Below are 26,102 nucleotides of genomic sequence, written 5' to 3'. Positions count from 1 at the left end.
GCGATGACATAGGGGGTCAAGCCCTGCGTTGTCAACTGATGGGTTTTTTAGAAATGCTCAATAGATGCAGTTCACGTTACAATCCCACGCGAGCGTTGCAATCTCGGACGGGAGCGGTAAAAGGCTGGCTGACGCGGGCGGTGGGGCCCATTCAGACATCCGCGTGCAGGACACGGGGTAAATATCAGTGACGTCCACATCGAACAAACTGGTGACAGTGATCGGCGGGTCCGGCTTCCTCGGCCGCCACATCGTCCAGGCGCTGGCCAAGAATGGCTATCGGATTCGCGTTGCGGTCAGGCGGCCAGACCTCGCTGGTTTCCTGCTGCCGCTCGGCATGGTGGGACAGATCAGGACCGTGCAGGGCAATGTTCGCTATCCTGCGTCGATCAATGCGGCCTGTGCAGGTGCCGATGCCGTGGTGAACCTCACCGGGATTCTGTATCCCAGCGGTCGCCAGAATTTTGAAGGCGTGCATGTCTTCGGCGCGGAGGCGGTGGCGCGCTCAGCGGCGGCGGCAGGGGCGCGCACCCTCATTCATCTGTCGTCCATCGGTGCCGATCCTCAATCGGAGTCGGAGTATGCGCGCAGCAAGGGAGAGGGGGAGGCCCGAGTCCTGAAAGCGTTTCCCAGGGCGACGATTCTGCGTCCGTCCGTCGTGTTCGGTCCAGAAGATGATTTCTTCAACCGCTTCGCGGGCATGGCGCGTGTGATGCCCGCTCTGCCGCTGATCGGCGGAGGCCTGACGAAGTTCCAGCCGGTGTATGTGGGCGACATCGCGCAGGCGGTCGTCAAGCTCATCGATCACGGCGGAAACGACGGGATGATCTACGAACTTGGCGGCCCCGAGGTCATGACCATGAAGGAGATCATGGAATTCGTCCTGAAGGCCGTCCAACGGAAACGTCTGCTCGTGCCGATTCCCTTTTCGGTCGCCAAGCTGCAGGCCAGCGTCCTGCAGATCCTGCCGAAGCCCATGCTGACGATGGATCAGGTGAAGCTTCTCGAACATGACAATGTCGTCAGCCGCGAGGCCGTTGACGAGGGGCGGACGCTCGAGGGCCTCGGCATCTTCCCGCAGGGTCCGGAGGCGATTGTGCCGCGGTATCTTGAACAGTATCGACGCACTGGAAGCTATGCGCGTACCCGCGCCTGATCCCAACTATCCCTCCTTACGAAAGACCGTCCGCAGGAATGCCCCAGCTGATCCACACCATGCTCGACCCGTTCTCGCGCCGCATAAGACTCCTGATCGGGGAGCTTGGAATCGACGCCGACGTCATCGAGGAGAAGCCGTGGGAAAGGCGCGAGGAGCTGCTGCACCTCAATCCGACGGGACTGCTGCCGATCTTCGTGGAGGATGACCATACGATCATTCCCGGCATCGAATCGGTTGCGGATTATCTGGAAGAGACACGCGGTCTGCCGGTCGGCCGGAACCTGCTCGGCAAGACCGCTCTGGAGCGCGCGGAGACGCGGCGGCTCGTCGCTTGGTTCGACGTCAAATTCCACCGCGAGGTGAGCCGGCTGATCCTCACGGAGAAGGTCGAACGGCGGTTCGCGGCCCCGGGGCGAGGCGGAGGCGCGACCAACATGAATGCGGTGCGTGCGGGACTGCACAATATCCGTGCTCATCTCGATTATATCGGTGCTCTCGCTGAGCACAGAAACTGGCTGTCGGGGGACGACCTCACCCAGGCCGATCTCGCCGCTGCGGCGCATCTTTCATGTCTCGACTATCTCGGGGACGTGCCGTGGGGGGCCAATACCGCCGCAAAGGACTGGTACCAGCGGATCAAGTCGCGGCCGTCGTTCAGGCCCTTGCTGGCAGATCACATAAGGGGCATGCCGCCGCCCAGAACCTATGCCGACCTGGACTTCTGACCGGGTCCAACCCTATCTCAGATCATGATCGACGGGCTGAAGGCAAGAATCCGTGGTTTGGCGGAGGCGGAGGGGTTCGATGTCGTGGGTTTCACAACGCCCGACGCCGTTCCGCTGGCGCGCGAACGCCTCGCGGCGTTCATCGCCGCAGGCCGGCATGGCGATATGGAGTGGATGAAGGAGACGGAGGAGCGACGGGGGCATCCCCAGGTGCTCTGGCCTGAGATCCGCAGCCTGATCATGCTGGGCAAGAATTACGGACCCCGAGAGGATCCGCTGCACCGCCTCGCGGAAAGATCCCACGGGGTCATCTCCGTCTATGCCATGGGCTCCGATTATCACGAACTCATCAAGAAGCGGCTGAAGGCAGTGGCACGGCCAATCGCCAGGGAAACCGGTGCCGGGGTCAAAGTCTTCGTCGATACGGCACCGCTGATGGAGAAGCCGCTGGCGGAAGCTGCAGGCCTCGGGTGGCAGGGGAAGCACACGAACCTGGTGTCGCGGGGCTTCGGCTCCTGGCTCTTCCTCGGGGCCGTGGCCACGAGCGCGGAGATCGAGCCGGATGTCGGTGAGATCGACCATTGCGGCTCGTGTCGTTCATGTCTCGACATCTGCCCGACCAACGCGTTTCCGGCTCCCTACCAGCTCGATGCCCGCCGCTGCATCTCCTATCTCACGATCGAGCATAAGGGGCACATCCCTGCGGAATTCCGAACAGCCATCGGCAATCGGATCTTCGGCTGCGACGATTGTCTGGCGGTCTGCCCCTGGAACAAATTCGCGCAGCTTGCTTCCGATACGAAGCTTCAGGCGCGTGAGGCGTTGGCGCAGCCGCGCCTGGAGGATCTGGCGCGGCTCGACGACGAGCGGTTCAGGGAGCTTTTCACGGGGACACCGGTGCGGCGCGCCGGGCGAGATCGGTTCGTACGCAATGTTCTCATCGCGATCGGCAATTCCGGCGACAGAGACCTCGTCACCGCGGCCCGCGAGCGCTTGTCGGATGCCTCCTCTCTGGTGCGGGCCATGGCGGTCTGGGCTCTGCGGAGGCTCCTTCCGGAACAGGAATTTGCACAACTGGCCATGATAGGACGCGGCGATGCCGATCCCCAGGTGGCGGCGGAATGGGAGTGTCCAAAATGAGCAAGCTCTTGTGTCTTGGGATGGGCTATTCCGCCTTGGCCTTTGCGCGCCGCATGAAGGCGAAAGGCTGGTCGGTGACCGGCACGACCCGCAGTGCAGAGAGGGCGCGTCTCCTGCAGGAGGAGGGTTTCGAGACCGTACTGTTCGACGTTACAGCCGGCGTCGAGGGTGATGTGCTTGCTGGAGCCACGCATCTCCTGTCTTCCATTCCGGCGGATGCCGATGGTGATCCTGTCGTGAGGCGTCTTGCGGACGACCTGAATGCGCATGCCTCTCAGTTCGGATGGGTCGGGTATCTCTCGACCACTGGCGTCTATGGAAATCATGACGGCGGCTGGGTCGACGAGACGACGGAGACGGTGCCCCTGACCGAGAGAGGCGGACGGCGGGTGCTCGCGGAGACGCAATGGATGGACCTGCACCGTCAGTCGGGCCTTCCGGTACATCTCTTTCGCCTGGGTGGCATCTATGGCCCGGGGCGGAATACGTTCCTCATGCTGCGGGAGGGGCGAGCGCAGCGGATCATCAAGCCGGGACAGGTGTTCAGCCGCATCCATGTGGACGACATTGCGGGCATCCTCAATGCGTCCATAGCGCATCCGTCCCCTGGCCGCGCTTACAATGTCTGCGACGACAGGCCGATGCCGCCGCAGGACATCGTCACCCATGCGGCCGGGCTGCTGGGCGTTGAACCCCCGCCCAAGATCGCCTTCGAGGACGCCGAAATGTCGCCCATGGCCCGCGCCTTCTATGCGGACAGCAAGCGGGTCTCGAACAGGCGGGTGAAGGACGAGTTAGGATATCAATTTCGCTATCCCACCTATGAGGAAGGTCTCAAGGCGCTTCTGGAGGAGGGGCTGTAACGTCATCCGCTGCAGAGCAAAGTTCGGCGGCCGTGTCCACGAGCAGCTTCAGGGACCTTGGATCCGACAGCCGATGATCGCGACCCTTCAGCAAAGCGAAATTCACATCTTTCCCCGCCAGCATTTCGAAGGTCTTCAGTCCGTGCTGCCATGGAACATCCGGGTCGGCGTCGCCGTGGAGAATGCGGACCGGGCAACAAACTTGAAATGCAGTTCCCAATAAGAGGTGACTTCGCCCATCCTCAAGAAGTTTTCGGGTGATGACATAGGGGCCGTCATCATAGTCTGAAGGACGTTCCGCCTTCCCATGACGCGCCAGTTGCTCGTGTTCTTCTGGCGTCATCGCTTGAGATATCAGGGCTTCGGTCATATCTATAGCGGGAGCGAGCAGGATCAGCCCTCTGATCCTGGCCGCATCGTCGGGACAATCAATCTTCAAGCGGCGGAGCAACAGCAATGCCAGCCAGCCGCCCATGCTGGAGCCGAGGATAATCCGCGGCCCTGGCGCCAGAGTTCTAAACATGTCGATCGCCTGGTCCAGCCAGAGGGAAATGCTGCCGTCGAGGAAATCGCCTTCAGACCCGCCATGGCCCGAATAATCGAAACGGAGCAAATGGCGGCCCGTGCTTTCGGCCCAAGTCGCAAGGGCTGTCGCCTTCTCTCCGGTCATGGAGGATTTGAACCCGCCGAGCCAAAACAGACTACAGCGGTCGGAGGCCGGCGAACCGTCGCTGATATAGGCCAATTTGCCTTCGTTGCGGGGGTGAAAGGCAAATACTGCGTTCACGGGGTAACCTCGATTGCTTTTTGCACGATTATACGCAAGCGCGTGCTTGACTTGATGCTGCGACTTAAAGATTGATATGCACCTCGGCCGACAAAATATTTCAGCCCTTGTGCGAGTATCACAATCGCTGTTGCCGCCCGTTCCGATAAACAACTTAAGGAGACAGAAACATAGCCCGTAGACCTTTTAGAGCGCCGCCGACCCGTGACGACGGGCCGCGCGCCAACGAACGGATCACCGCCCCCGAGGTCCTCGTCATTGATGAGGAAGGCGAAAAGCGCGGCATCATGAAGACCGAAGAGGCCATCGAGATGGCGGTCCTCGCCGGCCTGGACCTTGTAGAGGTCTCGCCCACGGCGCAGCCTCCGGTCTGCAAGATCCTCGATTATGGAAAGCTCAAATACCAGACCCAGAAGCGCACCAATGAGGCGCGCAAGAAGCAGAAGACCATCGAGATCAAGGAGATCAAGATGCGTCCAAACATCGACACGCATGATTACGAAGTCAAGATGCGGTCCATGGCGCGCTTCTTTGAGGAAGGCGACAAGGTTAAGGTCACCTTGCGCTTCCGCGGTCGTGAAATGGCCCATCAGGATCTCGGCATGCGCCTGCTCGAGCGCGTGCGCGACGACATCTTCGATCAGGCGAAGGTCGAACTGGAGCCTCGGCTCGAAGGCCGTCAGATGATCATGGTGCTGGCGCCGCGGTAAGGCCTGCCAGAGATCGTCTCCCCAGACGGGACGAATGCCGCATGACTATAGTGTCCCGGACTCGCTGCAGCACGATGTGATGCTGCGCAGATCCGGGATCTTGGTGTGGCTCATGGACCCGCGCGCGCTATCTGATCCGAAACTTCGCCGTCTTGAACTGCAGCTGCGCCAGGATGGCCCCGCTGATCACCAGCAATCCGCCGACCAGCTGCGCGGGCGATACCGCATGGCCCAGGATCAGGCTGAACAGGATCGCGTAGAAGGGCACCAGATTGTTGTGCATAGAGGCGACCGTCACGCCAAGCAGGCGGCAGGCGGTCACCCAGAATGCCAGGGATATTCCCATGGTGCCAATTCCCAGCCAGACGATGAGCCCGATTTGCATCCCGCCCAACTCATAGGGCAATTGCAGGATGCCTGTCGCCGCGATCACGGCCGCCACGATGGCAGTCATGACGGTGGCGACCGCGATGGTCGTTGCGGCGCGGGCTAGGTCGCTCATATCCGGAAGCCGGATGATGGAGGTCCTGGTGAACAGGATGAAGAAAACTGTGGAGAGCAGCACGAGGATTTCGCCGAGGCCTATGGCGGCGCCCTGAGCCCCCAGGTCGTTCCCGGCTCCGAGCGTGGTCACTGCGCCGCCGATGCAGGCGAGAAGAATGCCCGTCACGATTTGCGCGTTCGGGTGCTCCGCCCCGGTGAAGAGCCCGATGACCGCCGAGACGGCGGGCATCGCAGCGATGATGATGCCAACGGAGACCGGACTGGCCAGAGACTGCCCGACGACCAGCAGAATCGTGGAAATCGCGAGATATGCGCCGGCGATCGTGATCCCCCAGATCGAGGGGCGCGTATAGTCGGGCTGGCGCTCCCGCAAGGCTAGCATCGCAAACAGGAAGAGCGTGCCGCAAAACATGCGAGCCGGGACAACCAACAGCGGATGCCACGTCTTCAGAACCTCCGCAGTCGCGGGCAGGCTCGTGGTCCAAACCAGCATTCCTGTGACACCGGCGAGGTTGCCGAGGAGGCGGGGCGACATGATGAACTGTCCTGAGCGAGTTGGCTTCGCAGGATGTTCCGGGGAGGAGCTGAGGCGAAGCTATTGTTCTTGGCCGGCCATCTGGCGCTGATGAATGGATTCCGGCAAGGGGAAACTGCGTCATCGGATGTGCGTGGAGACAGTTGCGCGGAGGAGCGTCTCATTCTATAACGCCTTCGCATCGAGCCGTCCGGCCTTGTTAAGGGCATGCCGTGGCGGCTCCGAAAGCTTCAGATGAAGCGACGCCTTCTCGATTTCCTCCGGATCTGTCCGAAGGGAAAAGATCAAGGCGTCCATATCCTGTGTTTGAAAGGAAGCAAAATGCCCAAGATGAAAACCAAGTCGGCCGTGAAGAAGCGCTTCAGCTTCACCGGCACCGGCAAGGTTCGCGCCAATCAGGCCGGCAAGCGCCATGGCATGATCAAGCGGACCAACCGGCAGATCCGCGACCAGCGCGGGACCACGATCCTCCAGGAATGCGATGCGGGCATCGTTCGGCAGTTCATGCCGTACGGGCGCTGAGCAGAGCAGGAATAGAGGAGACATACCATGGCACGTGTGAAACGCGGCGTTACCGCCCACGCCCGTCACCGCAAGGTGATCAAGCAAGCCGCCGGCTATTATGGCCGCCGGAAGAATATCTACCGGGTCGCCAAGCAGGCGGTCGACAAGGCCAATCAATACGCCTATCGCGATCGTCGCGTCCGCAAGCGCAACTTCCGCGCTCTCTGGATCCAGCGCATCAATGCAGCGGTGCGCGAGCTGGGCTTCACTTATGGCCGATTTATCAACGGGCTCGACAAGGCCGGTGTGGAGGTGGACCGCAAGGTTCTCGCCGATCTCGCCGTGCGTGAGCCTGCGGCATTCAAGGCCCTGGTCGAGACGGCAAAAGCCGCGCTCTGACGCTCTCGCACGACGGTTCATCCGGCTGATTGCCGAGCCCATGCCGAGGCATTGCTTCGCGCCTGCGCTCGGCATTTCGCGTTTGACCGCTGATTCTCATTGATTGGACCATTTTGATGGAAGAGATCGCTACGCTGGAGCGGGAGATCCTGGCCGCCATAGGGGGGGCGGCTGACGAGCAGGCGCTCGAAGCCGCCCGCATCGCAGTGCTGGGCAAGAAGGGGTCGGTCGCCGAACTCATGAAGGGTCTCGGCGCCATGAGTCCCGAGGAGCGCAAGACGCAGGGGCCCCTGCTGAACGGTTTGAAGGATCGCGTCACCGAGGCGCTGCTCCGTCGCCGCGACGCGCTCAAGGAGACGGCGCTAGATGCGCGCCTTGCCGCCGAAACCGTGGATGTCACCTTGCCAGTGCGGCCGGAAATGCGCGGCACCATCCATCCCGTGCGGCATGTCTATGACGAGGTCATCCAGATCTTCGGCGATCTCGGCTTCGCCGTCGCTGAAGGTCCCCATATCGAGGATGATTTCTACAATTTCACCGCGCTCAACATCCCGCCGGAGCATCCAGCGCGGCAAGAGCACGACACCTTCTATCTGCGCGAGCGTGCCGACGGCACCCGCAAGGTCTTGCGCACGCACACTTCTCCCGTGCAGATCCGCACCATGATGGCGCAGCAGCCGCCGATCCGGATCATCGCGCCTGGACGGACCTTCCGCTCGGACAGCGACCAGACCCACACCCCCATGTTCCACCAGATCGAGGGATTGGTCATCGACGAAACCACCCATCTCGGTCATCTCAAATGGGTTCTGGAGGAATTCTGCAAGGCCTTCTTCGAGGTGGACAAGGTCAAGATGCGGTTCCGCGCCTCGCATTTCCCGTTCACCGAGCCGTCCATGGAAGTCGATATCGGCTATGCCCGTGACGGTGCACAGATCCGCATCGGAGAAGGCGATAGCTGGCTCGAGATCCTCGGCTCCGGCATGGTCCATCCCAAGGTGCTGTCCGCCTCGGGCGTTGACCCCGACCGCTATCAAGGCTTCGCCTTTGGCATGGGGCTCGACCGCATCGCCATGCTGAAATATGGCATTCCGGATCTGCGGGCGTTCTTCGAAGCCGATCTCCGCTGGCTGCGCCATTACGGCTTCAGCGCCCTCGACCTGCCGACATTGGCGGGAGGACTGTCATGAAGTTCACCCTGAGCTGGCTCAAGGACTATCTCGATACCGACGCCTCCCTGGAGGAGATCCTCGACGGTCTCGTCGGGTGCGGTTTCGAGGTCGAGGGTGTCACCGACATGCGCGATGTCTTGGCACCGTTCAAAGTCGCCTATGTGCGCGAGGCGGTTCAGCATCCCAATGCCGAGCGGCTGCGGGTCTGCACGGTTGAGACGGAGGAGGGCATCCTGCAGGTTGTCTGCGGTGCACCGAATGCGCGGACCGGCCTCCGCGGCATCTTCGCACCCGTCGGATCGCATGTGCCGGGGACCGGCCTCGACCTGGTGAAGGCCGAGATCCGTGGGGTCACGTCGAACGGAATGCTGTGCTCCGAGCGCGAGCTGCTGATCTCGGAAGACCATGACGGCATCATCGACCTGGCGGAGGACTTCGCCGTAGGAACGCCCGCCGCGGTGGCGTTAGGCTTAGACGATCCCGTGCTGGATGTTGCCGTCACACCCAACAGGCCAGATGCCCTCGGGATTTACGGCATCGCGCGTGATCTTGCCGCCAAGGGGCTCGGGACGCTGAAGCCGCTTGCGGCTGCTCCTGTACCCGGCGGCTTCACCTCGCCGATCAGCGTCTCGATCAGTTTTCCCGAGGGATGCCCGATGTTCGTCGGCCGCATGATCCGCGGCGTGAAGAACGGGGCCTCACCTCTGTGGCTGCAGCGGCGCCTGCGGGCCATCGGATTGCGGCCGATTTCGGCCCTGGTCGACGTCACCAATTATGTCACTCATGCCTATGGCCGTCCGCTGCATGTCTTCGACGCGGACAAGGTGACCGGCAACATCTCGGCGCGCGATGCTCGAGCTGGCGAGACGTTCCTGGCTCTCGACGGCAAAACCTACACGCTGGAGCCGGGCATGACGGTCATCGCCGACGATGCCGGCCCGGAAGCCATTGGCGGCATCATCGGCGGGGAACATTCCGGCTGCAGCGACGAGACGGTGAACGTCTTCCTGGAATCCGCCTATTTCGATGCGATCCGGACGGCCGCCACGGGGCGGAAGCTGGGCGTTCAGACGGATGCCCGCTATCGCTTCGAGCGCGGGGCGGATCCCCGGTTCGTACAAAACGGTGCCGAGATCGGCACGGCCATGATCCTCGATCTCTGCGGCGGTGAAGCGTCGGAGCTGGTCATTGCCGGGCAGGTTCCCGCCCATGAGCGTAGCTTCATGCTGCGCAAGGACCGGGTAAAGACCCTGGGCGGTCTCGAGGTTGCGCCCGAACGGCAGAAGGCGATCCTCACGGCGCTCGGCTTCGACGTCACCGACACGCCAGCAGGTTTTTCCTGTGCCGTTCCGTCGTGGCGGCCGGATGTCCACGGTGAAGCGGATCTGGTGGAGGAAATCTGCCGTATCGTCGGCCTCGACAACGTCCCGTCCGTTGCCATGGAGCGGCCAGATGCCGTGGCGAGGCCGGTTCTGACACCCCTGCAGAGGCGCGCCTCCATGGCCGAGCATGTGCTCGCCGCCCGAGGCCTCAACGAAGCGGTGACCTGGTCGTTCGTATCGAAGCGGCAGGCGGAGCTGTTCGGCGGTGGACAGCCGGCGCTTGAGCTCGCCAATCCGATCTCGTCGGAGCTCTCGGACATGCGACCGTCACTCCTGCCGACCCTGATCGCCGCGGTCGGGCGCAATATCGCCCGTGGTTTCAGCGATGTCGGCCTGTTCGAGGTCGGTCAGGCCTATGCCGGAGACGAGCCGGAGGACGAGACGCTGCGTGCGACCGGCGTGCGCAGGGGCCGCATGGGGCCTCGGCACTGGTCGGCACAGCCTCGGGCGGTCGATCTCTTCGACGCCAAGGCCGATGCTCTGGCCCTTCTCGATGCCATCGGCGCGTCGCTCGAGTCGATCCAGGTCGTCGCGGGCGCACCTGCCTGGTTCCATCCCGGGCGCTCCGGCACATTGCAACTGGGTCCAAAGAATCAGCTGGGCTGGTTCGGCGAGGTACACCCCCGCGTGCTCGACGCGCTCGACGTCAAGGGGCCGCTGGTTGCCTTCGAGCTGGTGCTCAACGCCGTTCCGGAGAAGCGCTCGAAGGGGACTGCAAGACCGGCGCTTGCCCAGTCCGATCTGATGGCGTTGACCCGCGACTTCGCCTTTGTTCTCGACAGCAAGGTTCCTGCCGACAAGCTCGTTCGGGCCGTCAAGGGGGTCGATAAGCAATTGATTACCGGCGTCGCCGTCTTCGACCTCTTTGAAGGAGAGGCTGCGGAGAAGGCATTGGGTACGGGCAAGAAGTCGATCGCTGTCGAGGTCACCCTGCAGCCCAAAGCCAAGACCCTCACCGAGGAGGAAATCGAAGCGGTGGCCGCCAAGATCATCGCGGCGGTCGAGAAGGCGACGGGTGGACAGCTGCGAGGTTAGGGGGTCTTCGGGCTCGATCCTGTCTTCCCTTAGTTGAGGATTCCGGCGAGGCACGCCTCGGCCGGGGTCCCTGCAACCGACCGCCTAAACCCGCCGAATGCTTCTGATCTCGGTGCCTCCTTCGCGGATGCGTTCAACGGCTTCGAACAGCGGCTCCATGACGACCTGCATGTAATGCGCGGTGGCATGGAGCAAGATGTCGGCATCGACCATCATGCCCACATGGCCAGGCCAGAAGACGAGATCGCCCCGGTGAAGCTCATCGAAACCGTGCGTATCGATGGACTGGCCGAGGCTCGCCTCCTGCATGTCGCTGTCGCGGGGGCAGCGCAAGCCGGCCGTCTGCATCGCGAGTTGAACGAGACCCGAGCAGTCGATCCCGGTCCATTGCTTTCCGCCCCAGACATAGGGGACGCGCAGGAGACCCTCTGCGATCTCCACAAAATCCGCGCGAGTCTCGCCCATCGGCAGAAGGTGCCCCGAGAACACGAAGTGTCCGTTGCTCAGGGCAGAGAACTTCCCCGCCTGGCCCGTAACTGCGAGCTTCGCTCCCATGCCGATGGGGCGGGCGGGTTGCGTCTTGATGTCCGGCGCTGGATAGAGGGTCGTGAACGGCACGGCCACCTTATGGGTGGGCAGTGCGTCTGCCTCGCTCAAGGCATCGATGGACATATAGCCGACATAACCGTCATCCTCGAGCTGGCACCACGCCCAACCCTCATGCTGGTCCAGGACGTGGACCGTTTCCCCCAGCAAGGCTTCGGTGGCGAAGGACGCATCAAAGCGCGGACGATTCCGCATCGGTGCCGAAGGTGCAGAAACCTGCATCTTCCTGGCGTCGACGAAGCGGTCGGCCTCGACCTGTCCCTCCAGCCATTTGGCGGCGAGGTCGCTTCGGTAAGGGTGGAGTCTGGGATCCAGCTGCAAGCTCATGGCGTCAAACCTCCAGCATGCTTGGCAATGACATCGGCCAACCGCTCCAGATAAAGCGACCCCTTGACCGTACGCTGAATGAGGACGTTCCGGCGATCGCTTTCGTCACGTCGACGACTGATCAACTCCAGTTTCCCCATGCTGTCCAGAGCCCTGGTGATCACCGGCTTCGATACCGAGAGTTTCGCAGCAAGGCCGCGGACCGTGTGGGGCGGAGGCTCCAGATAGACCGTCAGCAGTATCGTGACCTGACGTACCGACAGGTCCGGCTGGTCATCGAGGACCTGCTCGAGATTGACCGCCTGCCAGAGCCTCAGTGCCTGGATCGTGCTCAGGGAAGACTTCACCAGCAGACCCGCTCCCCCGACCGTTACGGTACCGTATCATTTTACGGCGCTTCGCTGCGGCGGCGCAAGCCTTACCGCCCGTAGCGGTTCTTCAAGACCGCAAAGAGGGCGCGGATGGCCTGAGCCTCGCCGCCAACAGGGCGCCCAGGCTTTGGCTTCTGCGTCCAGCCGAAGATGTCGAAATGGATGTAGGAATGCTGCGGGTCGACGAACTTCTTGAGGAACAGAGCAGCGGTGATGGCGCCGGCGAAGCCGCCGTCGGAGACATTGTTCATGTCGGCGACCTTGCTGTCGAGCCAGCTTGCATACGGTCTCCAAAGTGGAAGGCGCCAGACGGGGTCGTTCTCCGCCGTTGCATGATCGGAAAGCTCCTGGCTCAACGCTTCGTCACTTGTGAAGAAAGCGGGGAGGTCGGGGCCCAGCGCCACGCGGGCGGCCCCCGTCAGGGTCGACATGTCGATGATCAGTTCCGGCTCTTCCTCATCGGCCAGGCTGAGGGCATCGGCGAGCACGAGGCGGCCCTCGGCGTCGGTGTTGCCGATCTCGACCGTCAGCCCCTTGCGGCTCTGGAGGATGTCGCCAGGACGAAAGGCGGATCCGGAGACGCTGTTCTCGACGGCGGGAATCAGAACCCGGAGCCGCAGTTGGAGCTTCGCATCCATGATCATCGATGCGAGCGCGAGCACGTTCGCAGCCCCGCCCATGTCCTTCTTCATCATCAGCATGTTCGAGGCCGGCTTAAGGTCCAGGCCGCCGGTGTCGAAGCAGACGCCCTTACCGACCAGGGTCACCTTCGGGCCACTGGCCGGTCCCCAGGTGAAATCGATCAAGCGCGGCAGCCGCTCACTGGCCCGGCCTACGGCATGAACCATCGGGAAATCATGCTCGAGTTCCGATTGGTCCGTGATCACGGATATGACAGCGCCGTGGCTTTCGCTGAGCGTGCGCGCGGCCGCTTCAAGTTCCGAAGGGCCCATATCATTGGAGGGGGTATTGATCAGGTCACGGGCAAGGGCGACTGCGCGCGCCTGGCTCAAGATCTCTTCACGATCCACTCCTTCCGGCGTGACCAGAGCGGCTCGCGAAGGCGTCAGTTTCTTGTAGGCGTCAAACCGGTAAGCCTCGAGGAGCCAGCCAAGAGCGGCCAAGCGGGCCGAAGTCATAGTGCCGGCGAACCGGTAGACGCCTTCCGGCAGGAGCGAGGATAGTTTGCCGCCCGCAAATGCGTCGTCGTTGTTCTTTGCGGCGCCCAGACCGTAGAGGACGACGCCAATCTGGCCTTGATCGTTCGGGATGAGAACGAGCTTGCCCGCGCCTCCGTCGAACCCTTGGGCCGCAGCCCAGGCGGCCTGCAAGGGCGAGAGCTCGTTGACGGTCTCGGCTGCTGTTTCCTTGGTCACCGTCCAGATGGGAATTGCAGAGCCGGACATGTCGGCGCCCAAGAGCAACTTATCAAAATCAGTCATCCGTTCCTCTCAAGCAGGAGGCGTTCCGCCGTGTATCAAACCGGGGATCTCGTCGGCTAGCCAGCCAAATGAACCCACACCGTGTTGGGATAAACCACAAGCGCGCCCATGGCGATAGCGATGCCATAAGGGATCGCGCCGGGGCCCAAGGCGATGCGCTGGATCCAAGCCTGGCTCATCAGGCTTGCCGGCAACGGGAAGCGCCGGCAGGACAGGATCATCATCGCCAGAATGCCGCCGAACAATGCTGTCGCAAGGATGAACGACGCAGCGTTCGTCCAGCCGATCCACAGCGACACGGCGGCGATCAGCTTGGCATCGCCGCCTCCGAGAAATCCGCCACTGAACAATCCAAAGCAGACGGCAAGGGCAAGGACGCCCGTCATAAGATGAGCGCCCACCATTTGCCAAGTCATGCCCATCAAGAGGCCAAGAACGACAAAGCCGATGATCAGCGCTGATGAGATCCAGTTCGGGATTCGCATCGTGAGAAGGTCGCTCAGGGCGGCAATGATCACCAGCAATGGGAAAACCAGGAGCGCCGGGTTCTCGATCATCTTATCGCTCATCACCCTCGATCACGGATCGGTCGTCTCAAACGGAGGACGGCTGCGAATTCTGCGTCGCAGCCGTCCTGCCTCCCTGCGTAGATCGTGTGGGATGAGCCCTGAACTTCATCCCGATCCCCAAGTCACTCGGTCTTGCCAGCCAGCTCCTGACGGATTTCCGCGAATGACGTCACAAGGGTCGATCCCATGCTGAAGACCACCGCGATGATTGCCAGCGAGATGCCGGCTGCAATCAATCCGTATTCGATAGGAGTGGATCCGGAGTCATCCCTCAAGAACTTTACGAACTTCGACATCTAGACTCTCCGAACGTTTGACAACACCAGTTCGACGGCGCCGTTGCGGCTTTCTTCATCTGAACTGAAGACGAACGTACAGCAGGTAATTTAATGCAGTCCTAAAGGGTGATCGGCAATACGGCAGTCGAGATCCGAGTTGCCGATACAGTTAACAACTGGTGTTCAGAACAATATATTCTTGATTACTTAACTAAGCTGTCGAAGATCAAGTCGCTCCCTCGTGGCGATCTCCCCACAGTCAATCCAGCTGTCATGAGAGGCTCAAAGACTGACGCGGCGCAGCCGTAAAGCATTGCCGATCACAGAGACCGAGGAGAGGCTCATGGCCGCTGCCGCAACCATGGGCGACAGGAGCAATCCAATCATCGGATAGAGCACGCCTGCCGCAACGGGTACGCCAAGCACGTTATAGATGGCAGCGAAGAACAGATTTTCCTTGATGTTGCGCATGACCGCTCTTGAGAGCTTGCGCGCGCGGACGATGCCGTTGAGGTCGCCTTTCACCAAGGTTACGCCAGCGCTCTCCAGCGCGATGTCGGACCCCGTCCCCATGGCAATGCCGACATCTGCAGCGCTGAGGGCCGGTGCATCGTTCACGCCGTCTCCCGCCATGGCTACCTTGAACCCCTGGGACTGCAGCTCCTTCACCAGCGATACCTTCCCCTCGGGAGTCACGCCGGCCCGCACCTCGTCCAGCCCGAGCTTTGCGGCCACGGCTGCTGCGGTTACCGCATTGTCCCCCGTTGCCATGACGATGCGGAGGCCCTCCGACTGCAAGGCCCGAATGGCCGCTGGTGCAGTCTCCTTTATGGCATCAGCAACGGCCACGAGACCCAAGAGGCGGCTATCATCCGCCAACAGCATCACGGTCTTGCCCTCCGCTCGAAGGGAGTCCAGTCGGTCAGACAATTCAGAGATGGCCACCTTCTGGTCGGCCATGAACACATCATTCCCCAGGAAGATGTTGCGGCCCCCGGTGACCCCCTTGACCCCCTTGCCGGTGACGGAATCGAAGCTCGTCACCGTAACGGGCGTCACATTCCGCTCTTTGGCACCCCCGACAATCGCTTCCGCAAGCGGATGCTCGCTACCGATTTCGAGGCCGGCAGCGAAGCCGAGAAGGTCGGCCTCGGAGATCCCCTCGGCCGGTATGACATCGGTCAGGCGAGGGCGCCCCTCAGTCAATGTGCCGGTCTTGTCGACAACAAGGACATTCGTCTCTGCCAGCCGCTCGAGTGCTTCGGCACTCTTCACGAGAACGCCCATCTGTGCGCCCCGGCCGGTGCCGACCATAATGGCCATAGGCGTCGCCAGTCCCAGGGCGCAGGGACAGGCGATGATCAGCACAGACACCGCTATCACCAGCGCATAAGCCAATCGCGGCTCAGGGCCCCAACTCGCCCAGGCCACGAAAGCCACCAGCGCCACTGTCATCACCGCCGGTACGAACCAGCCGGCGAATTGATCGGCCAGTCGCTGGATGGGGGCCCGAGAGCGTTGCGCGTCGGCGACCAGTGCGACGATGCGGGACAGCACCGTATCGGCGCCCACCTTGCGCGCTTCCATGATGAAGGAGCCGGAACGGTTCAGGGTGCCCCCCGTCACCGCGTCGCCTGGTTGTTTCTCGGCGGGGACGGGTTCGCCGGTCAGCATGGATTCGTCAATGGCTGAGGCTCCCTCCAGGATCGTTCCATCGACGGGGACCTTCTCACCAGGACGGATCCGGAGCCTATCGCCCGGGTGCAACTCTGCCAGGGGCACGTCCTCATCCGTCCCATCAGGTCGAACACGGCGCGCCGTTGGAGGCGCCAGGTCCAGAAGTGCACGGATCGCGCCGGAGGTCCGCTCCCGCGCCTTGAGCTCCAAGATCTGCCCCAGCAGAACCAGAATGGTGATGACGGCCGCTGCCTCGAAATAGACGTCGACATCGCCGTGATGCCCGCGAAATCCCGAGGGGAAGATCTCCGGTGCGAGGGTGGCGACCACGCTGTAGAGATAGGCGGCGCCCACTCCGATCCCGATGAGCGTCCACATGTTCAGGTTCATGCTGCGGAGTGAGGCCCAGCAGCGCCGGAAAAAGGTCGAGCCTCCCCACAAGACGACGGGCGTGGCGAGAAGGAGCTGCGCCAGATTGTAGGACCGAGGGCCCAGCCATTCCCGAAACGGCAGTCCCAGATGGCTGCCCATCTCCATGACGAAGAGAAGCACTGCGAAGGGAAGGCCGAGCCAGAATTTGCGCGTAAAGTCGATCAGTTCGGGGTTAGGACCCGCCGTGTCGGGAATGCCTTTGGGTTCGAGAGCCATGCCGCAAATCGGGCAATCGCCCGGGCCAACCTGCTCAATTTCGGGATGCATGGGGCAGGTGTAGACCGTCCCAGGCGGTGCAGGCTCCGGCTCAACCCGATCTCCCAGGTATTTGTCGGGATCGGTCATGAATTTGGTGCGGCAGCCGGCGGAGCAGAAATAATAGGGTTGCCCGTCATGCTCATGGACATGGCGGGCAGTCTCGATGGTGACCTTCATCCCGCAGACCGGATCGATGGCAACAGCAGAATTCTGACTGCCGCCGTCGCAGCACGTCCTTCCCTGGCCATGGTCCATGATCACATTCCCTGTTCAGACAATCGCTGCACATGTGGGGCTTGCCACCCCCGCAAGGTCAAGGGGCGGAGACATGTTATTTGAAGACGAGCGCGAATGCCCAATGCACTGTATATGACAGTTCATTACGGTCTCACGAGTAGCCTTCTCGACATGGATACCCTGACATTCGCCGCGATCCTGGCTGCTGCCTTCATGCATGCCGCCTGGAACGCCATGATCAAGATCGGGCTCGATCGGTTCATGTCCATGGCGCTGATGGGGACCTGCATGGGGGGAATCGCCCTGGCGCTGACGCCATTCTTCCCTTTGCCCGCGCCTGAGTCCTGGCCGTTCATCATTGCCTCGATCCTCTGTCATATAGGCTACAACCTCACTCTCGTCCGTGCTTACGGGCTGGGGGACCTCGGTCAGATCTATCCGCTCGCAAGAGGAACGGCGCCGCTGTCGGTCGCCTTGTTCGGCGCTTTCGTCTTGGCAGAGGCGCTGCCGCCGCTGGGCTGGATCGGAATTCTCGTCCTGGTTGGTGGCGTCTGGCTCATGTCCTTCAAAGGCGGGCGGGAGAAGGCGCAACTCCACCGCCATGCCGTGGTCTCAGCGCTGTTCGTCTCCGGATTCATCTCCGCCTATACCATCCTCGACGGGATCGGCGGCCGGGCGTCCGGCAGCGCCTCGGGATACACACTCTGGCTGCTCGGGCTCGAGGGTGTCGTCATGGTCGCCATCGCGCTTGCCGTCCGGGGACCAAAAGCCATCATCAAGCTGCGCGGGGTGTGGGTCTCCGGACTGATCGCGGGAGCGCTCTCACTGTCGGCCTATTGGATCGCGATCTGGGCCATGACCCGCGCTCCCATCGCCGCCGTTGCCGCATTGCGGGAAACCAGCATCCTGTTCGCCCTGGCCATCTCCGTGATCGCACTCAAGGAGCCCTTGACGCGCTGGCGCACGGCCGCAGCCATCATGATCGTCGCCGGCGCTGCCGTTCTCCGTCTCGTGTAAGCGACGACTGTATAGTTTGTGCGAATGAGTTATGATCCGCGCATCAGATTCGCTGGAGGGAGATGGACCATGGCCCATACCGATGTTGTTGCTTCAAACCGTGGATGGTTTCTCACTCTCGGCATCGTGTTGCTGGTGGTTGGGGTCTTCTCCGTCCTCTTTCCCTTCATCCTGACGCTGACCGCAGAAATCCTCGTCGGCATCGGCCTCACGGCGGGCGGTCTCGCCCTGTTGTTTCATTCTTTCAGCGAACGGAATTGGAGCGGCTTCTTCTGGGAGCTGTTGATGGGTGTCCTGTATCTCGTCGGCGGGCTCTATTTTCTATTCAATCCCCTGGGCGGGATCATCGCCTTCACTATGGCGCTGGCGGCCATCTTCATCGTCGATGGCGTGTTCCGCATCCTGTTGGGTCTCAAGGCGCGGCCGCATAGCGGGGCGATCTGGCTGATCTTCGGAGGCGTCGTGTCCATCGTCCTAGGGGGCATGATCTGGGCCAATCTGCCGGGATCCGCCATATGGGCGATCGGCATGCTCCTCGGAATCAACCTGGCCTTCGCCGGTGCCAGCTTCATCGCGCTGGGCACCTCCGCCTACGCTCCAAAATAATCTTCGTCTCCCGCTGCGACGACAATCCACGGCGAAAGCCTCCGCCGTTGATGTTTTCATGGTGCTGTCATCGATGGCTCACCACATAGTCGACGATTAAGTCTTTCGCCCAGGCTCGGCCATGAATGTCTCTTTCTTCCGCGAACTGCTCGATACGATCGTCGACAGAGGGCGGGCACTCACCAATCTGACCCTAAGCTCCAACGACTCGAACGCCGAGGCCGTGGATCTGGGCAGGCAATTGCTCTCCCGCCGGGGTGAGTCGACGGGTGCCGTTCTGGCCCAACGGATCCTCAATGCCTATGCGTCGCTTCCGAAGGAAGGACGGCTTGCCTTCTTCACCATGCTGGCAACCGATCTCGCTCCTGATGTCGCCCGCGTGCTGGCGGCGGCTGCTGCTTATTCGGAGGAACAGACGCCACAGCGACTGCAGCAGCTCAGCGCATCAATCGAGCCGCCGCGGCAGGAGTTCTTTCGCCGCCTCAATCTCGCGCCGGGGGGCACCTCCGCTATCGTCGGCATGCGCGCCGATCTGCTGGATCTGCTCAAGGAGCATCCAGAACTCAGGCCGGTCGATGAGGACATCGTTCATCTGTTCGGCTCATGGTTCAATCGAGGCTTCCTGGTCCTGCGGCGGATCGATTGGTCGACGCCCGCGAACATTCTGGAGAAAATCATCCAGTATGAGGCGGTGCACGAGATTCATGGTTGGGACGACCTGAAGCGGAGGCTCGATCCCCAAGACCGCCGCTGCTACGCCTTCTTCCATCCCTCGCTGATCGACGAGCCGCTGATCTTCGTGGAAGTCGCCCTGGTTCACCAGATCGAAGGATCCATCGAGGATCTGATAAGAGCCGAGACCGCCGCCGTTACCGAAACGCCCAATACGGCAGTCTTCTACTCGATCTCGAACTGCCAGAAGGGACTTGCCGGCATTTCTTTCGGAAATTTCCTGATCAAGCAGGTGGTGACCGACCTTTCCCGCGAGATCCCCTCGCTGAAGACATTCGTCACGCTGTCGCCGGTCCCGGGGTTCAAGGCCTGGCTGGACGGCGAGCGGGAGGCCGAGGCATCTCAGGTCATCGGCGCTGCCGAGGCAGAGACGCTGAGCCTGATGGATCAGGAGGGCTGGTACAACGACACCGAAGCGGTGCGCCTGCTGAAGCCTTTGCTGTGCGAGCTGGGCGCGCATTATTTCGTGCGGGAGAAGCGTGCGAACGGACAGCCGCTCGATCCTGTGGCGCGGTTTCATCTTGGCAATGGCGCCCGGCTGGAGCGGATCAACTGGCCGGGGGATCTTTCCCCGCGCGGACTGGCGCAGGCCGCGGGCCTGATGGTCAATTATCTCTATGACCTCAAAGACATCGAGAAAAATCACGAGGCCTATGCGGAGCAGGGAAAGGTGGTCAGTTCCAGTGCCGTCACCAAGCTGGCCAGGACCGAGCGTTCCCGCCGTTCACTCGTACCGGCCAGCTGAGGCTTTATTCTCCGCTCACCAGGCCATTGCGGCGCGCCAACTCCAGATACAGCCCAGAATGGTCCGTATCGGCGCCGCCATTTTCGACCATTTCCGCAAACAGCTCGGTCACCATCTCCGATACCGGCAGGTCAAGGCCGATGCTGCGAGCTAAAGCCATGGCGGTACGGCAATCCTTAAGCTGAATCTTGCCCTTTCCACCGGGCACGAAGTTCCGGTCGATCATCCGGGCCCCATGAATTTTGAGGATCGTCGAGTCCGCAAAGCCTCCCATCAGCGCTTGGCGCACGGCCGTGGGGTCCGCACCTCCGCGCTCGGCGAAAAGAATAGCCTCGGCGACGGTCGCGATCGTATTCGCGACGATGATCTGGTTTGCCAATTTCGCCAGTTCACCGGATCCGACCGGGCCAACCAGCGTGGGGCGACCCAGAACATTGAACATTGGTTCGGTGCGCGTGAAATCCTCTCTCGCGCCTCCGACCATGATCGCCAAGGTGCCATCACGGGCGCCGCCTTCGCCGCCAGAGACCGGCGCATCCAGGTAATGCAGACCCATGGGCGCTAAGCGCTCGGCTTGGAGTTTCGCCGTCTCCACCGGAATCGATGCCATGACGACCACCATCGCGCCGGCAGGCATGGCCGATGCCACGCCTTCTTCGAACAGGATTTCGTCGCAGGTCGGTCCGTCATTCAACATGACGATGACGGCCTCCGCCGCCATGGCCACATCTCGTGGGTGAGACACGCATGAAACCCCGTTGGCTTCCAGGGCAGCGGCTTTCGCTGCCGTGCGGTTCCAGGCGGTGACGGGGTAACCAGCCTCGCTCAGGCGGCGGGCCATATGGCCGCCCATGATGCCGGTGCCGAGAAAGCCGATCCGGGGCAGGCTCATGGCGATCGCATTTCCTTTTGGCGGTTCTTGATCTGCCTCTCACGGTAGAAAAGGTAGAGGCCGCTGCCAATCACGATTAACCCGCCGGCGATCGTCCAACGATCGGGAACATCGTTGAAGATGAAATAGCCGAAGACGACCATGAAGACGATCTGGCTGTAGGAGAAGGGGGCCAGGACTGGTGCCGGGGCCAATCGATGGGCATGAATCAGGAGCTGGTGACCGACGCCGCCGATGCCTCCCACCAGCAGCATGAGCATCCAACCCTGAGTGTCGGGTGCGACCCAGACCGAGGGCATGACCGGTATGAGAACGGCCGTTCCCACGGCAGCCGTGTAGAACAGGGTGGTTTCGGCGCTGTCATATTCAGCAATCTTCCGGGTCGCCAACTGGTAGAGGGCGGTAAGCAGTGCCGCGATCACCGAGATCAGAGCTGCCGGCTGAAAGCCGCTGAGGCCGGGTCTGACGATAATGAGCACGCCGATGAAGCCGACAATGACGGCCATCCAACGACGTGGTCCCACATGCTCGCCGAGAAGGGGTACAGAAAGCGCGCACACCCACAGAGGATTCGAGAAGGAGATGGATGCGGTTTCTGCGAGCTGCAGATAGCGCAAGGCCAGGAAGTTCAGAGCGGTGGAGCCCAGCAAGAGCATTCCGCGGATGACCTGAAGCTTTAGATTGCGCGCTCGCGCATGTGAAATGGTCCGGGTCAGGAAGAGGTAGCCGACCGCATAGACGAAGGCCACGCTGTAGCGGGCGAAGACGATCTGGATCGTCGGGTAGTTCGCGGACAGGTATTTGGCAGAAGCGTCGAGCCCCGAAAACATGGTGAAAGCAATCACCATGTAGAGGATGCCGCGGCTCCTGCGGGCAGATTCATCCATGGAGGCGGACATCAGCGAGACAGACTCACGAGTTCCCCGAAGCCGCCATCTGCATGTCTCTGAGCCGCTGCTTCTCACGACGATGCATCGCGATGCCGGCGATGATCACGCCGACCGTCACCACTGTGATGATGATCGTTGCGAGCGCATTGATGTCGGGTGTCACGCCTAGTCTGACTTTCGAATAAATGACCATGGGCAAGGTGCTCGCGCCCGGGCCAGATGTAAAGCTCGCAATGACGAGATCGTCCAGCGACAGGGTGAATGCCAGAAGCCAGCCAGCGAGCATCGCCGGGGCAATCAGGGGCAAGGTGATGTCGATGAGTACCCGGAAGGGCCGGCTGCCGAGATCCATGGCGGCCTCTTCCAGGCTCTCGTCCATAGCGGCAAGCCTGGATTGCACGATCACGGCCACATAGGCCATGGAGAACGTGATATGCGCAATTCCGATGGTGGTGGCCCCCCGGCCGGACGGCCAGCCGAAGGTCAGCTCCATCGCCACGAAAAGCAGGAGCAGCGACAAGCCGGTGATGACGTCCGGCATCACGAGCGGCGCGGTGATCATTCCCGTGAACAGGGTGCGGCCGCGGAAGCGGCCGAAGCGGGTGAGCACGATGCCTGCCATGGTGCCGAACACAGTGGCGACCGTGGCGCTTACTGTCGCAATCTGAAGGCTCAAGATTGCTGCGTCGATAATCTGTTCGTTCTTGAAGAGCTCGAAATACCATTTGGTGGAGAAACCGCCCCATACGGTGGCGAGCCGGGCGGCGTTGAAAGAATAGAAGATGAGCGAGAAAATCGGGATGTAGAGAAAGGCGAAGCCGAGGATCAAAGCCGTCATGAGGAAGATGGATCGGTTCCTCATCGTGCGGCCCCGGCTTCGCGGCTCTGCAGATATTGAAAGAACATGATCGGGGCCACGAGCACGATCAGCATCACCACGGCCACCGCCGATGCGACCGGCCAATCTCGGTTGTAGAAGAACTCATCGAACAGCACCCTGCCGATCATCGGGCTCGAGGGGCTGCCGAGGAGAGCGGGAATGACATATTCGCCGGTCGCCGGGATGAAGGTGAGGAGGCATCCGGCGATGATACCGGGCATCGACAAGGGCAGCGTCACGTCGAAGAAGACCCGCATGGGGCGGCTGCCCAGATCCATCGCCGCCTCGTTCAAGTTCAGATCAAGACGTTCCAGGGTCGAGTAGAGCGGCAGGATCATGAAGGGCAGGTATGAATAGACGATCCCGAGATAGACGGCGAAATCCGTGTTCATCATCTGGATCGGCTCGCTGGTCAGCCCCAGCCAGATCAGCACGTTATTGATCACGCCCTCGCGGTTGAGCATCCCCATCCAGGCATAGATGCGCAGCAGGAACGACGTCCAGAACGGCAGGATCACGAGCAACAGCAGGATGTTGCGCCATGTGCTGGAGGCCCTGGCGATACCATAGGCCATGGGATAGCCGATAATCAGCGTCAGGACGGTCGAGATCGCCGCGATCTTGATGGAGTTCAGGTAGCCGTACCAATAGAGATTGTCTTCGGTCAGATAGAGGAAGTTCGCGAAGCTCAGCTTTATCTGCAACGTCGCCTCCTCCGCCCATTGGAAGAGCGGGGAATAGGGCGGCAGTGCGATCAGCGACTCGGCGAAGCTGATCTTCAAGACGATGACGAAGGGAATCAGGAAGAAAGCCAGGAGCCAGGCGTAGGGCACGACCAGGAAGATCGCCCGCCACAGGTTGGCGACACGATCCGAAAGCCGGTGGCCTGGAGCTGTCGCCATAGGGGCTACTCGAGCAGCAAGATGGCGGACGACGGATCCCAGGACATATAGACCTCATCCTCCCATTCGAGCTTGCGTTCCGCCAGGCGACGTTCATTGGCGTGGTTGACCCGGATGATCTTGCCCGAGGCGAGCTGCACCCGGTAAAGCGAGTCCTTGCCGAAATAGCCGAGGTCCAGGACCTTGCCGCGGACGACATTGGCGGTCCCCTCCGGCGGGGGCGTCTTGGCAATATGGATTTTTTCCGGTCTCACGGCCACGCCGACCGAGGTGCCGATGCGGGCAGTGGATCCCTGGCCGACGATCAAGGGGCAGGCGACCTCGCCTGATGCGATCGTTATCCGGTCCGCCTCCACGCTCTCCACATTACCGTCGAAGATGTTCACCGAGCCGATGAAATCAGCGACAAAACGCGTCTGAGGAAATTCGTAGACGTCGGTGGGTGTGCCGATCTGGGCGATATAGCCGCGGTTCATCACGGCGATGCGCGTCGCCAGGGTCATGGCTTCCTCCTGGTCGTGGGTGACCACCACGAAGGTGACGCCGATCTTGTCCTGGATGTTCATGAGTTCGAACTGCGTCTGCTCGCGCAGCTTCTTGTCCAAGGCGCCCAGAGGTTCATCGAGGAGCAGCAGTTTCGGTTCTTTCGCGAGCGCGCGGGCCAGAGCGACGCGCTGACGCTGCCCGCCCGAGAGCTGGTGCGGCCGCCGCTTGGCGAAAGGTTGGAGCTGAACCAGCTCCAGCATGGCTCGGACGCGGTCCTGCCGTTCGGACGAGGACATGCTCTCGTGCTTCAGGCCATAGCCGATGTTCTTCTCGACCGTCATATGCGGAAACAGCGCATAGGACTGGAACATCATGTTCACAGGCCGGTCATAGGGCGGGACTTTGGTCATGTCGACGCCGTCGATGAAGACCTTGCCGTCGGTCGGGGTCTCGAAACCGGCCAGCATCCTCAGCAAGGTCGTCTTGCCGCATCCGGACGCGCCGAGAAGGGCGAAGAGCTCGCCCTTGTAGATCTTCAGGTCGACATCGTCGACAGCCGTGTAGTCGCCGAACTTCTTGGTAATCCCCTGAAGATGGACAAAGGGGGGTGCTTTGGGATCGAGCCAGGGACGATCGACGACGAGCTGCTCATTCGCCTTTGGCCGATCCTGCACCATCGTCATCGCCTCCGCGCCTCCCGATGGCCTGTTCTACTGGCCCGTCTTGATCCTGCTCCAGGCGCGGGTCAGCGCACGCTGGCCCTTCTGCGAATAGATGTGGGGGTTCCAAAGGCGCTTCATCAGTTCAGGCGTGGGATAGACGGCGGGATCGTTCAGGATATCCTTGTTGACGAACTCGACGGCATCCTTGTTGGCGTTGGCGTAATAGGTGAAGTTCGTCGCGTCTGCGATCGCCTTGGGATCAAGCAGGAAGTTGATGAATTTCATCGCGTTTTCAGCATGAGGCGCGTCGGCGGGCACGATCCAGGCGTCGAACCAGGCCGGTGAGCCGGTGCTGGGCACATAATAGGCCAGGTTGATCTCCACCTTCGCATCCTCCGCACGCTGGGTCGCCGTCGCGTAGTCGCCCGACCAGTTGAACACCATGCAGAGCTCCTTGTTCGGCAAGGCGTTCAGGTAATTGGCGGAATCAAAGGTCTTTATGTATTTGCGGATCGGCTGGAAGGCTGCGACCACGGCGTCGAAATCCTCGGGGTTCTCAGACTGGGGATCCTTGCCGAGATAGGAGAGAACCATCGGCACGATGTCGGTCGGGCTATCGAGAATGCTGATGCCACAATCCGCCAATTTGGACGAATATTCCTCCTTGAACAGCATATCGAGCGAGTTGTAAGGCGCATCCTTGATACGCTCGCTGACCATGTCGGTGTTGTAGGTCACGCCCGCCGTCCCCCACATGTAGGGGACAGCGTATTGATTGCCCGGATCCCAGGCTTCCATCTTCTGGATCAGCTCGGGGTCGAGGTGAGACCAGCCGGTGAGTGCGGCCTTGTCGAGCTTCTGGACGATGCCGGCCTGGATGAGCCTTGGGATGAAGGAGCTGGAGTGCAGGACCACGTCGTAGCCGGAGCGACCGGCAAGCAGCTTTGCGTCGACGGTTTCGCTGGCGTCATAGGTGTCGTAGACGACCTTGATGCCCGTTGCCTCCTCAAAGTCCTTGAGGGTGGTCTCGCCGATGTAGTCCGCCCAATTGTAGACGTTGACGACTTTTTCTTCCTGAGCGGAGGCGGGTGCGAAACCGAGGCCGATCACCATCCCCATCATCGCGCTGGCAAAGCTCTTCACAGCAAACATCTGGCCCCTCCCCACAAGTCATTGCA

At 61.5% G+C, this 26,102-nt stretch carries 26 protein-coding genes; 12 read left to right on the top strand and 14 right to left on the bottom strand.

The genetic code is table 11. The features are described from left to right. Nucleotides 1-187: 187 nt before the first annotated feature. From FKM97_RS01115 to FKM97_RS01100, 4 genes are read left to right on the top strand one after another with little or no spacing between them, the layout of a single operon-like run. Nucleotides 188-1,156 carry a complex I NDUFA9 subunit family protein gene (locus tag FKM97_RS01115; RefSeq protein ID WP_143957296.1) on the top strand — a complete coding sequence of 323 codons (969 nt, stop codon included), beginning with the start codon at nt 188-190 and terminating at the stop codon, nt 1,154-1,156. A 38-nt stretch (nt 1,157-1,194) separates the two neighbouring features. Next, nucleotides 1,195-1,884, top strand: a complete 690-nt coding sequence (locus FKM97_RS01110) for a glutathione S-transferase family protein (protein ID WP_143957295.1) — start codon at nt 1,195-1,197, stop codon at nt 1,882-1,884. Nucleotides 1,885-1,908: 24 nt separating this feature from the next. After that, nucleotides 1,909-3,024 carry a tRNA epoxyqueuosine(34) reductase QueG gene (gene queG / locus FKM97_RS01105; protein ID WP_143957294.1) on the top strand — a complete coding sequence of 372 codons (1,116 nt, stop codon included), beginning with the start codon at nt 1,909-1,911 and terminating at the stop codon, nt 3,022-3,024. Next, nucleotides 3,021-3,887: an SDR family oxidoreductase gene (locus tag FKM97_RS01100; protein ID WP_143957293.1), complete on the top strand. Its 867-nt coding sequence runs from the start codon at nt 3,021-3,023 to the stop codon at nt 3,885-3,887. The genes queG and FKM97_RS01100 overlap by 4 nt, the downstream gene beginning before the upstream one ends. Here FKM97_RS01100 and FKM97_RS01095 read toward each other — a convergent pair. After that, nucleotides 3,859-4,674 (bottom strand): alpha/beta hydrolase, encoded by an 816-nt coding sequence (locus FKM97_RS01095; protein ID WP_143957292.1) that lies wholly within the window; start codon nt 4,672-4,674, stop codon nt 3,859-3,861. The genes FKM97_RS01100 and FKM97_RS01095 overlap by 29 nt on opposite strands. A 170-nt stretch (nt 4,675-4,844) precedes the next feature. Here FKM97_RS01095 and infC point away from each other — a divergent pair, with 170 nt between their 5' ends. Beyond that, nucleotides 4,845-5,384: a translation initiation factor IF-3 gene (gene infC, locus FKM97_RS01090; RefSeq protein WP_143957291.1), complete on the top strand. Its 540-nt coding sequence runs from the start codon at nt 4,845-4,847 to the stop codon at nt 5,382-5,384. Between the two features lie 127 nt (nt 5,385-5,511). Here the strand turns inward: infC and FKM97_RS01085 are convergent, their stop codons facing one another. Further along, nucleotides 5,512-6,423 (bottom strand): DMT family transporter, encoded by a 912-nt coding sequence (locus FKM97_RS01085; protein ID WP_143957290.1) that lies wholly within the window; start codon nt 6,421-6,423, stop codon nt 5,512-5,514. A gap of 321 nt (nt 6,424-6,744) precedes the next feature. Between FKM97_RS01085 and rpmI the strand changes: the two genes are divergently transcribed. The 4 genes from rpmI to pheT all read left to right on the top strand — a co-directional run bounded on the left by rpmI (nt 6,745) and on the right by pheT (nt 10,915). Continuing rightward, a complete protein-coding gene (gene rpmI / locus FKM97_RS01080; RefSeq protein ID WP_143957289.1) occupies nt 6,745-6,945 on the top strand; it encodes a 50S ribosomal protein L35 in 201 nt (66 codons plus the stop codon). A 27-nt stretch (nt 6,946-6,972) separates the two neighbouring features. Continuing rightward, a complete protein-coding gene (gene rplT / locus FKM97_RS01075) occupies nt 6,973-7,326 on the top strand; it encodes a 50S ribosomal protein L20 (RefSeq protein ID WP_143957288.1) in 354 nt (117 codons plus the stop codon). A 116-nt stretch (nt 7,327-7,442) separates the two neighbouring features. After that, nucleotides 7,443-8,516, top strand: a complete 1,074-nt coding sequence (gene pheS, locus FKM97_RS01070; protein ID WP_143957287.1) for a phenylalanine--tRNA ligase subunit alpha — start codon at nt 7,443-7,445, stop codon at nt 8,514-8,516. Then, nucleotides 8,513-10,915 carry a phenylalanine--tRNA ligase subunit beta gene (gene pheT, locus FKM97_RS01065; RefSeq protein WP_143957286.1) on the top strand — a complete coding sequence of 801 codons (2,403 nt, stop codon included), beginning with the start codon at nt 8,513-8,515 and terminating at the stop codon, nt 10,913-10,915. Before pheS ends, pheT begins: the two co-directional genes overlap by 4 nt. Before the next feature lie 84 nt (nt 10,916-10,999). Here the strand turns inward: pheT and FKM97_RS01060 are convergent, their stop codons facing one another. The 6 genes from FKM97_RS01060 to FKM97_RS01035 all read right to left on the bottom strand — a co-directional run bounded on the left by FKM97_RS01060 (nt 11,000) and on the right by FKM97_RS01035 (nt 17,130). Then, nucleotides 11,000-11,848, bottom strand: coding sequence for a C40 family peptidase (locus FKM97_RS01060; protein ID WP_143957285.1), 849 nt, complete (start codon nt 11,846-11,848; stop codon nt 11,000-11,002). Then, nucleotides 11,845-12,195 (bottom strand): MarR family winged helix-turn-helix transcriptional regulator, encoded by a 351-nt coding sequence (locus FKM97_RS01055; protein ID WP_143957284.1) that lies wholly within the window; start codon nt 12,193-12,195, stop codon nt 11,845-11,847. Before FKM97_RS01055 ends, FKM97_RS01060 begins: the two co-directional genes overlap by 4 nt. Before the next feature lie 71 nt (nt 12,196-12,266). Then, nucleotides 12,267-13,661, bottom strand: coding sequence for a leucyl aminopeptidase family protein (locus tag FKM97_RS01050; RefSeq protein ID WP_246104888.1), 1,395 nt, complete (start codon nt 13,659-13,661; stop codon nt 12,267-12,269). A 56-nt stretch (nt 13,662-13,717) separates the two neighbouring features. Further along, nucleotides 13,718-14,230, bottom strand: coding sequence for an A24 family peptidase (locus tag FKM97_RS01045; protein ID WP_143957283.1), 513 nt, complete (start codon nt 14,228-14,230; stop codon nt 13,718-13,720). 122 nt (nt 14,231-14,352) lie between these two features. Further along, a complete protein-coding gene (locus FKM97_RS01040) occupies nt 14,353-14,526 on the bottom strand; it encodes a Flp family type IVb pilin (protein WP_143957282.1) in 174 nt (57 codons plus the stop codon). Between the two features lie 264 nt (nt 14,527-14,790). Continuing rightward, nucleotides 14,791-17,130 carry a heavy metal translocating P-type ATPase gene (locus FKM97_RS01035; protein ID WP_143957281.1) on the bottom strand — a complete coding sequence of 780 codons (2,340 nt, stop codon included), beginning with the start codon at nt 17,128-17,130 and terminating at the stop codon, nt 14,791-14,793. A 96-nt stretch (nt 17,131-17,226) separates the two neighbouring features. Between FKM97_RS01035 and FKM97_RS01030 the strand changes: the two genes are divergently transcribed. The 3 genes from FKM97_RS01030 (at nt 17,227) to FKM97_RS01020 (ending at nt 20,212) form a co-directional block, all read left to right on the top strand. Beyond that, the gene (locus FKM97_RS01030) at nt 17,227-18,129 is read left to right on the top strand and encodes an EamA family transporter (protein ID WP_246104887.1); all 903 of its coding nucleotides are present in this window, start codon (nt 17,227-17,229) and stop codon (nt 18,127-18,129) included. A gap of 69 nt (nt 18,130-18,198) precedes the next feature. Beyond that, nucleotides 18,199-18,735 carry an HdeD family acid-resistance protein gene (locus tag FKM97_RS01025; protein WP_170240673.1) on the top strand — a complete coding sequence of 179 codons (537 nt, stop codon included), beginning with the start codon at nt 18,199-18,201 and terminating at the stop codon, nt 18,733-18,735. Nucleotides 18,736-18,856: 121 nt separating this feature from the next. Continuing rightward, a complete protein-coding gene (locus tag FKM97_RS01020) occupies nt 18,857-20,212 on the top strand; it encodes a malonyl-CoA decarboxylase (protein WP_143957279.1) in 1,356 nt (451 codons plus the stop codon). 4 nt (nt 20,213-20,216) lie between these two features. On the opposite strand, the gene FKM97_RS01015 is transcribed toward FKM97_RS01020, so the two are convergent. From FKM97_RS01015 to FKM97_RS00990, 6 genes are read right to left on the bottom strand one after another with little or no spacing between them, the layout of a single operon-like run. After that, nucleotides 20,217-21,104 (bottom strand): NAD(P)-dependent oxidoreductase, encoded by an 888-nt coding sequence (locus FKM97_RS01015; protein WP_143957278.1) that lies wholly within the window; start codon nt 21,102-21,104, stop codon nt 20,217-20,219. Then, nucleotides 21,101-21,991, bottom strand: coding sequence for a DMT family transporter (locus FKM97_RS01010; RefSeq protein WP_170240672.1), 891 nt, complete (start codon nt 21,989-21,991; stop codon nt 21,101-21,103). The genes FKM97_RS01015 and FKM97_RS01010 overlap by 4 nt, the downstream gene beginning before the upstream one ends. A 25-nt stretch (nt 21,992-22,016) precedes the next feature. Beyond that, nucleotides 22,017-22,856, bottom strand: a complete 840-nt coding sequence (locus tag FKM97_RS01005) for an ABC transporter permease subunit (RefSeq protein WP_143957276.1) — start codon at nt 22,854-22,856, stop codon at nt 22,017-22,019. Next, nucleotides 22,853-23,776 carry an ABC transporter permease subunit gene (locus FKM97_RS01000; RefSeq protein ID WP_143957275.1) on the bottom strand — a complete coding sequence of 308 codons (924 nt, stop codon included), beginning with the start codon at nt 23,774-23,776 and terminating at the stop codon, nt 22,853-22,855. Before FKM97_RS01000 ends, FKM97_RS01005 begins: the two co-directional genes overlap by 4 nt. A gap of 5 nt (nt 23,777-23,781) precedes the next feature. Then, complete coding sequence (locus FKM97_RS00995; protein ID WP_143957274.1) at nt 23,782-24,945, bottom strand: ABC transporter ATP-binding protein; 1,164 nt, start codon at nt 24,943-24,945, stop codon at nt 23,782-23,784. Nucleotides 24,946-24,972: 27 nt separating this feature from the next. After that, nucleotides 24,973-26,076, bottom strand: coding sequence for a polyamine ABC transporter substrate-binding protein (locus FKM97_RS00990; RefSeq protein ID WP_143957273.1), 1,104 nt, complete (start codon nt 26,074-26,076; stop codon nt 24,973-24,975). Between the last annotated feature and the right edge of the window lie 26 nt (nt 26,077-26,102).

It is taken from the genome of Rhodoligotrophos appendicifer, assembly GCF_007474605.1.
GTDB lineage: Bacteria > Pseudomonadota > Alphaproteobacteria > Rhizobiales > Im1 > Rhodoligotrophos > Rhodoligotrophos appendicifer.
This window is presented reverse-complemented; position numbering and strand designations above follow the sequence as displayed.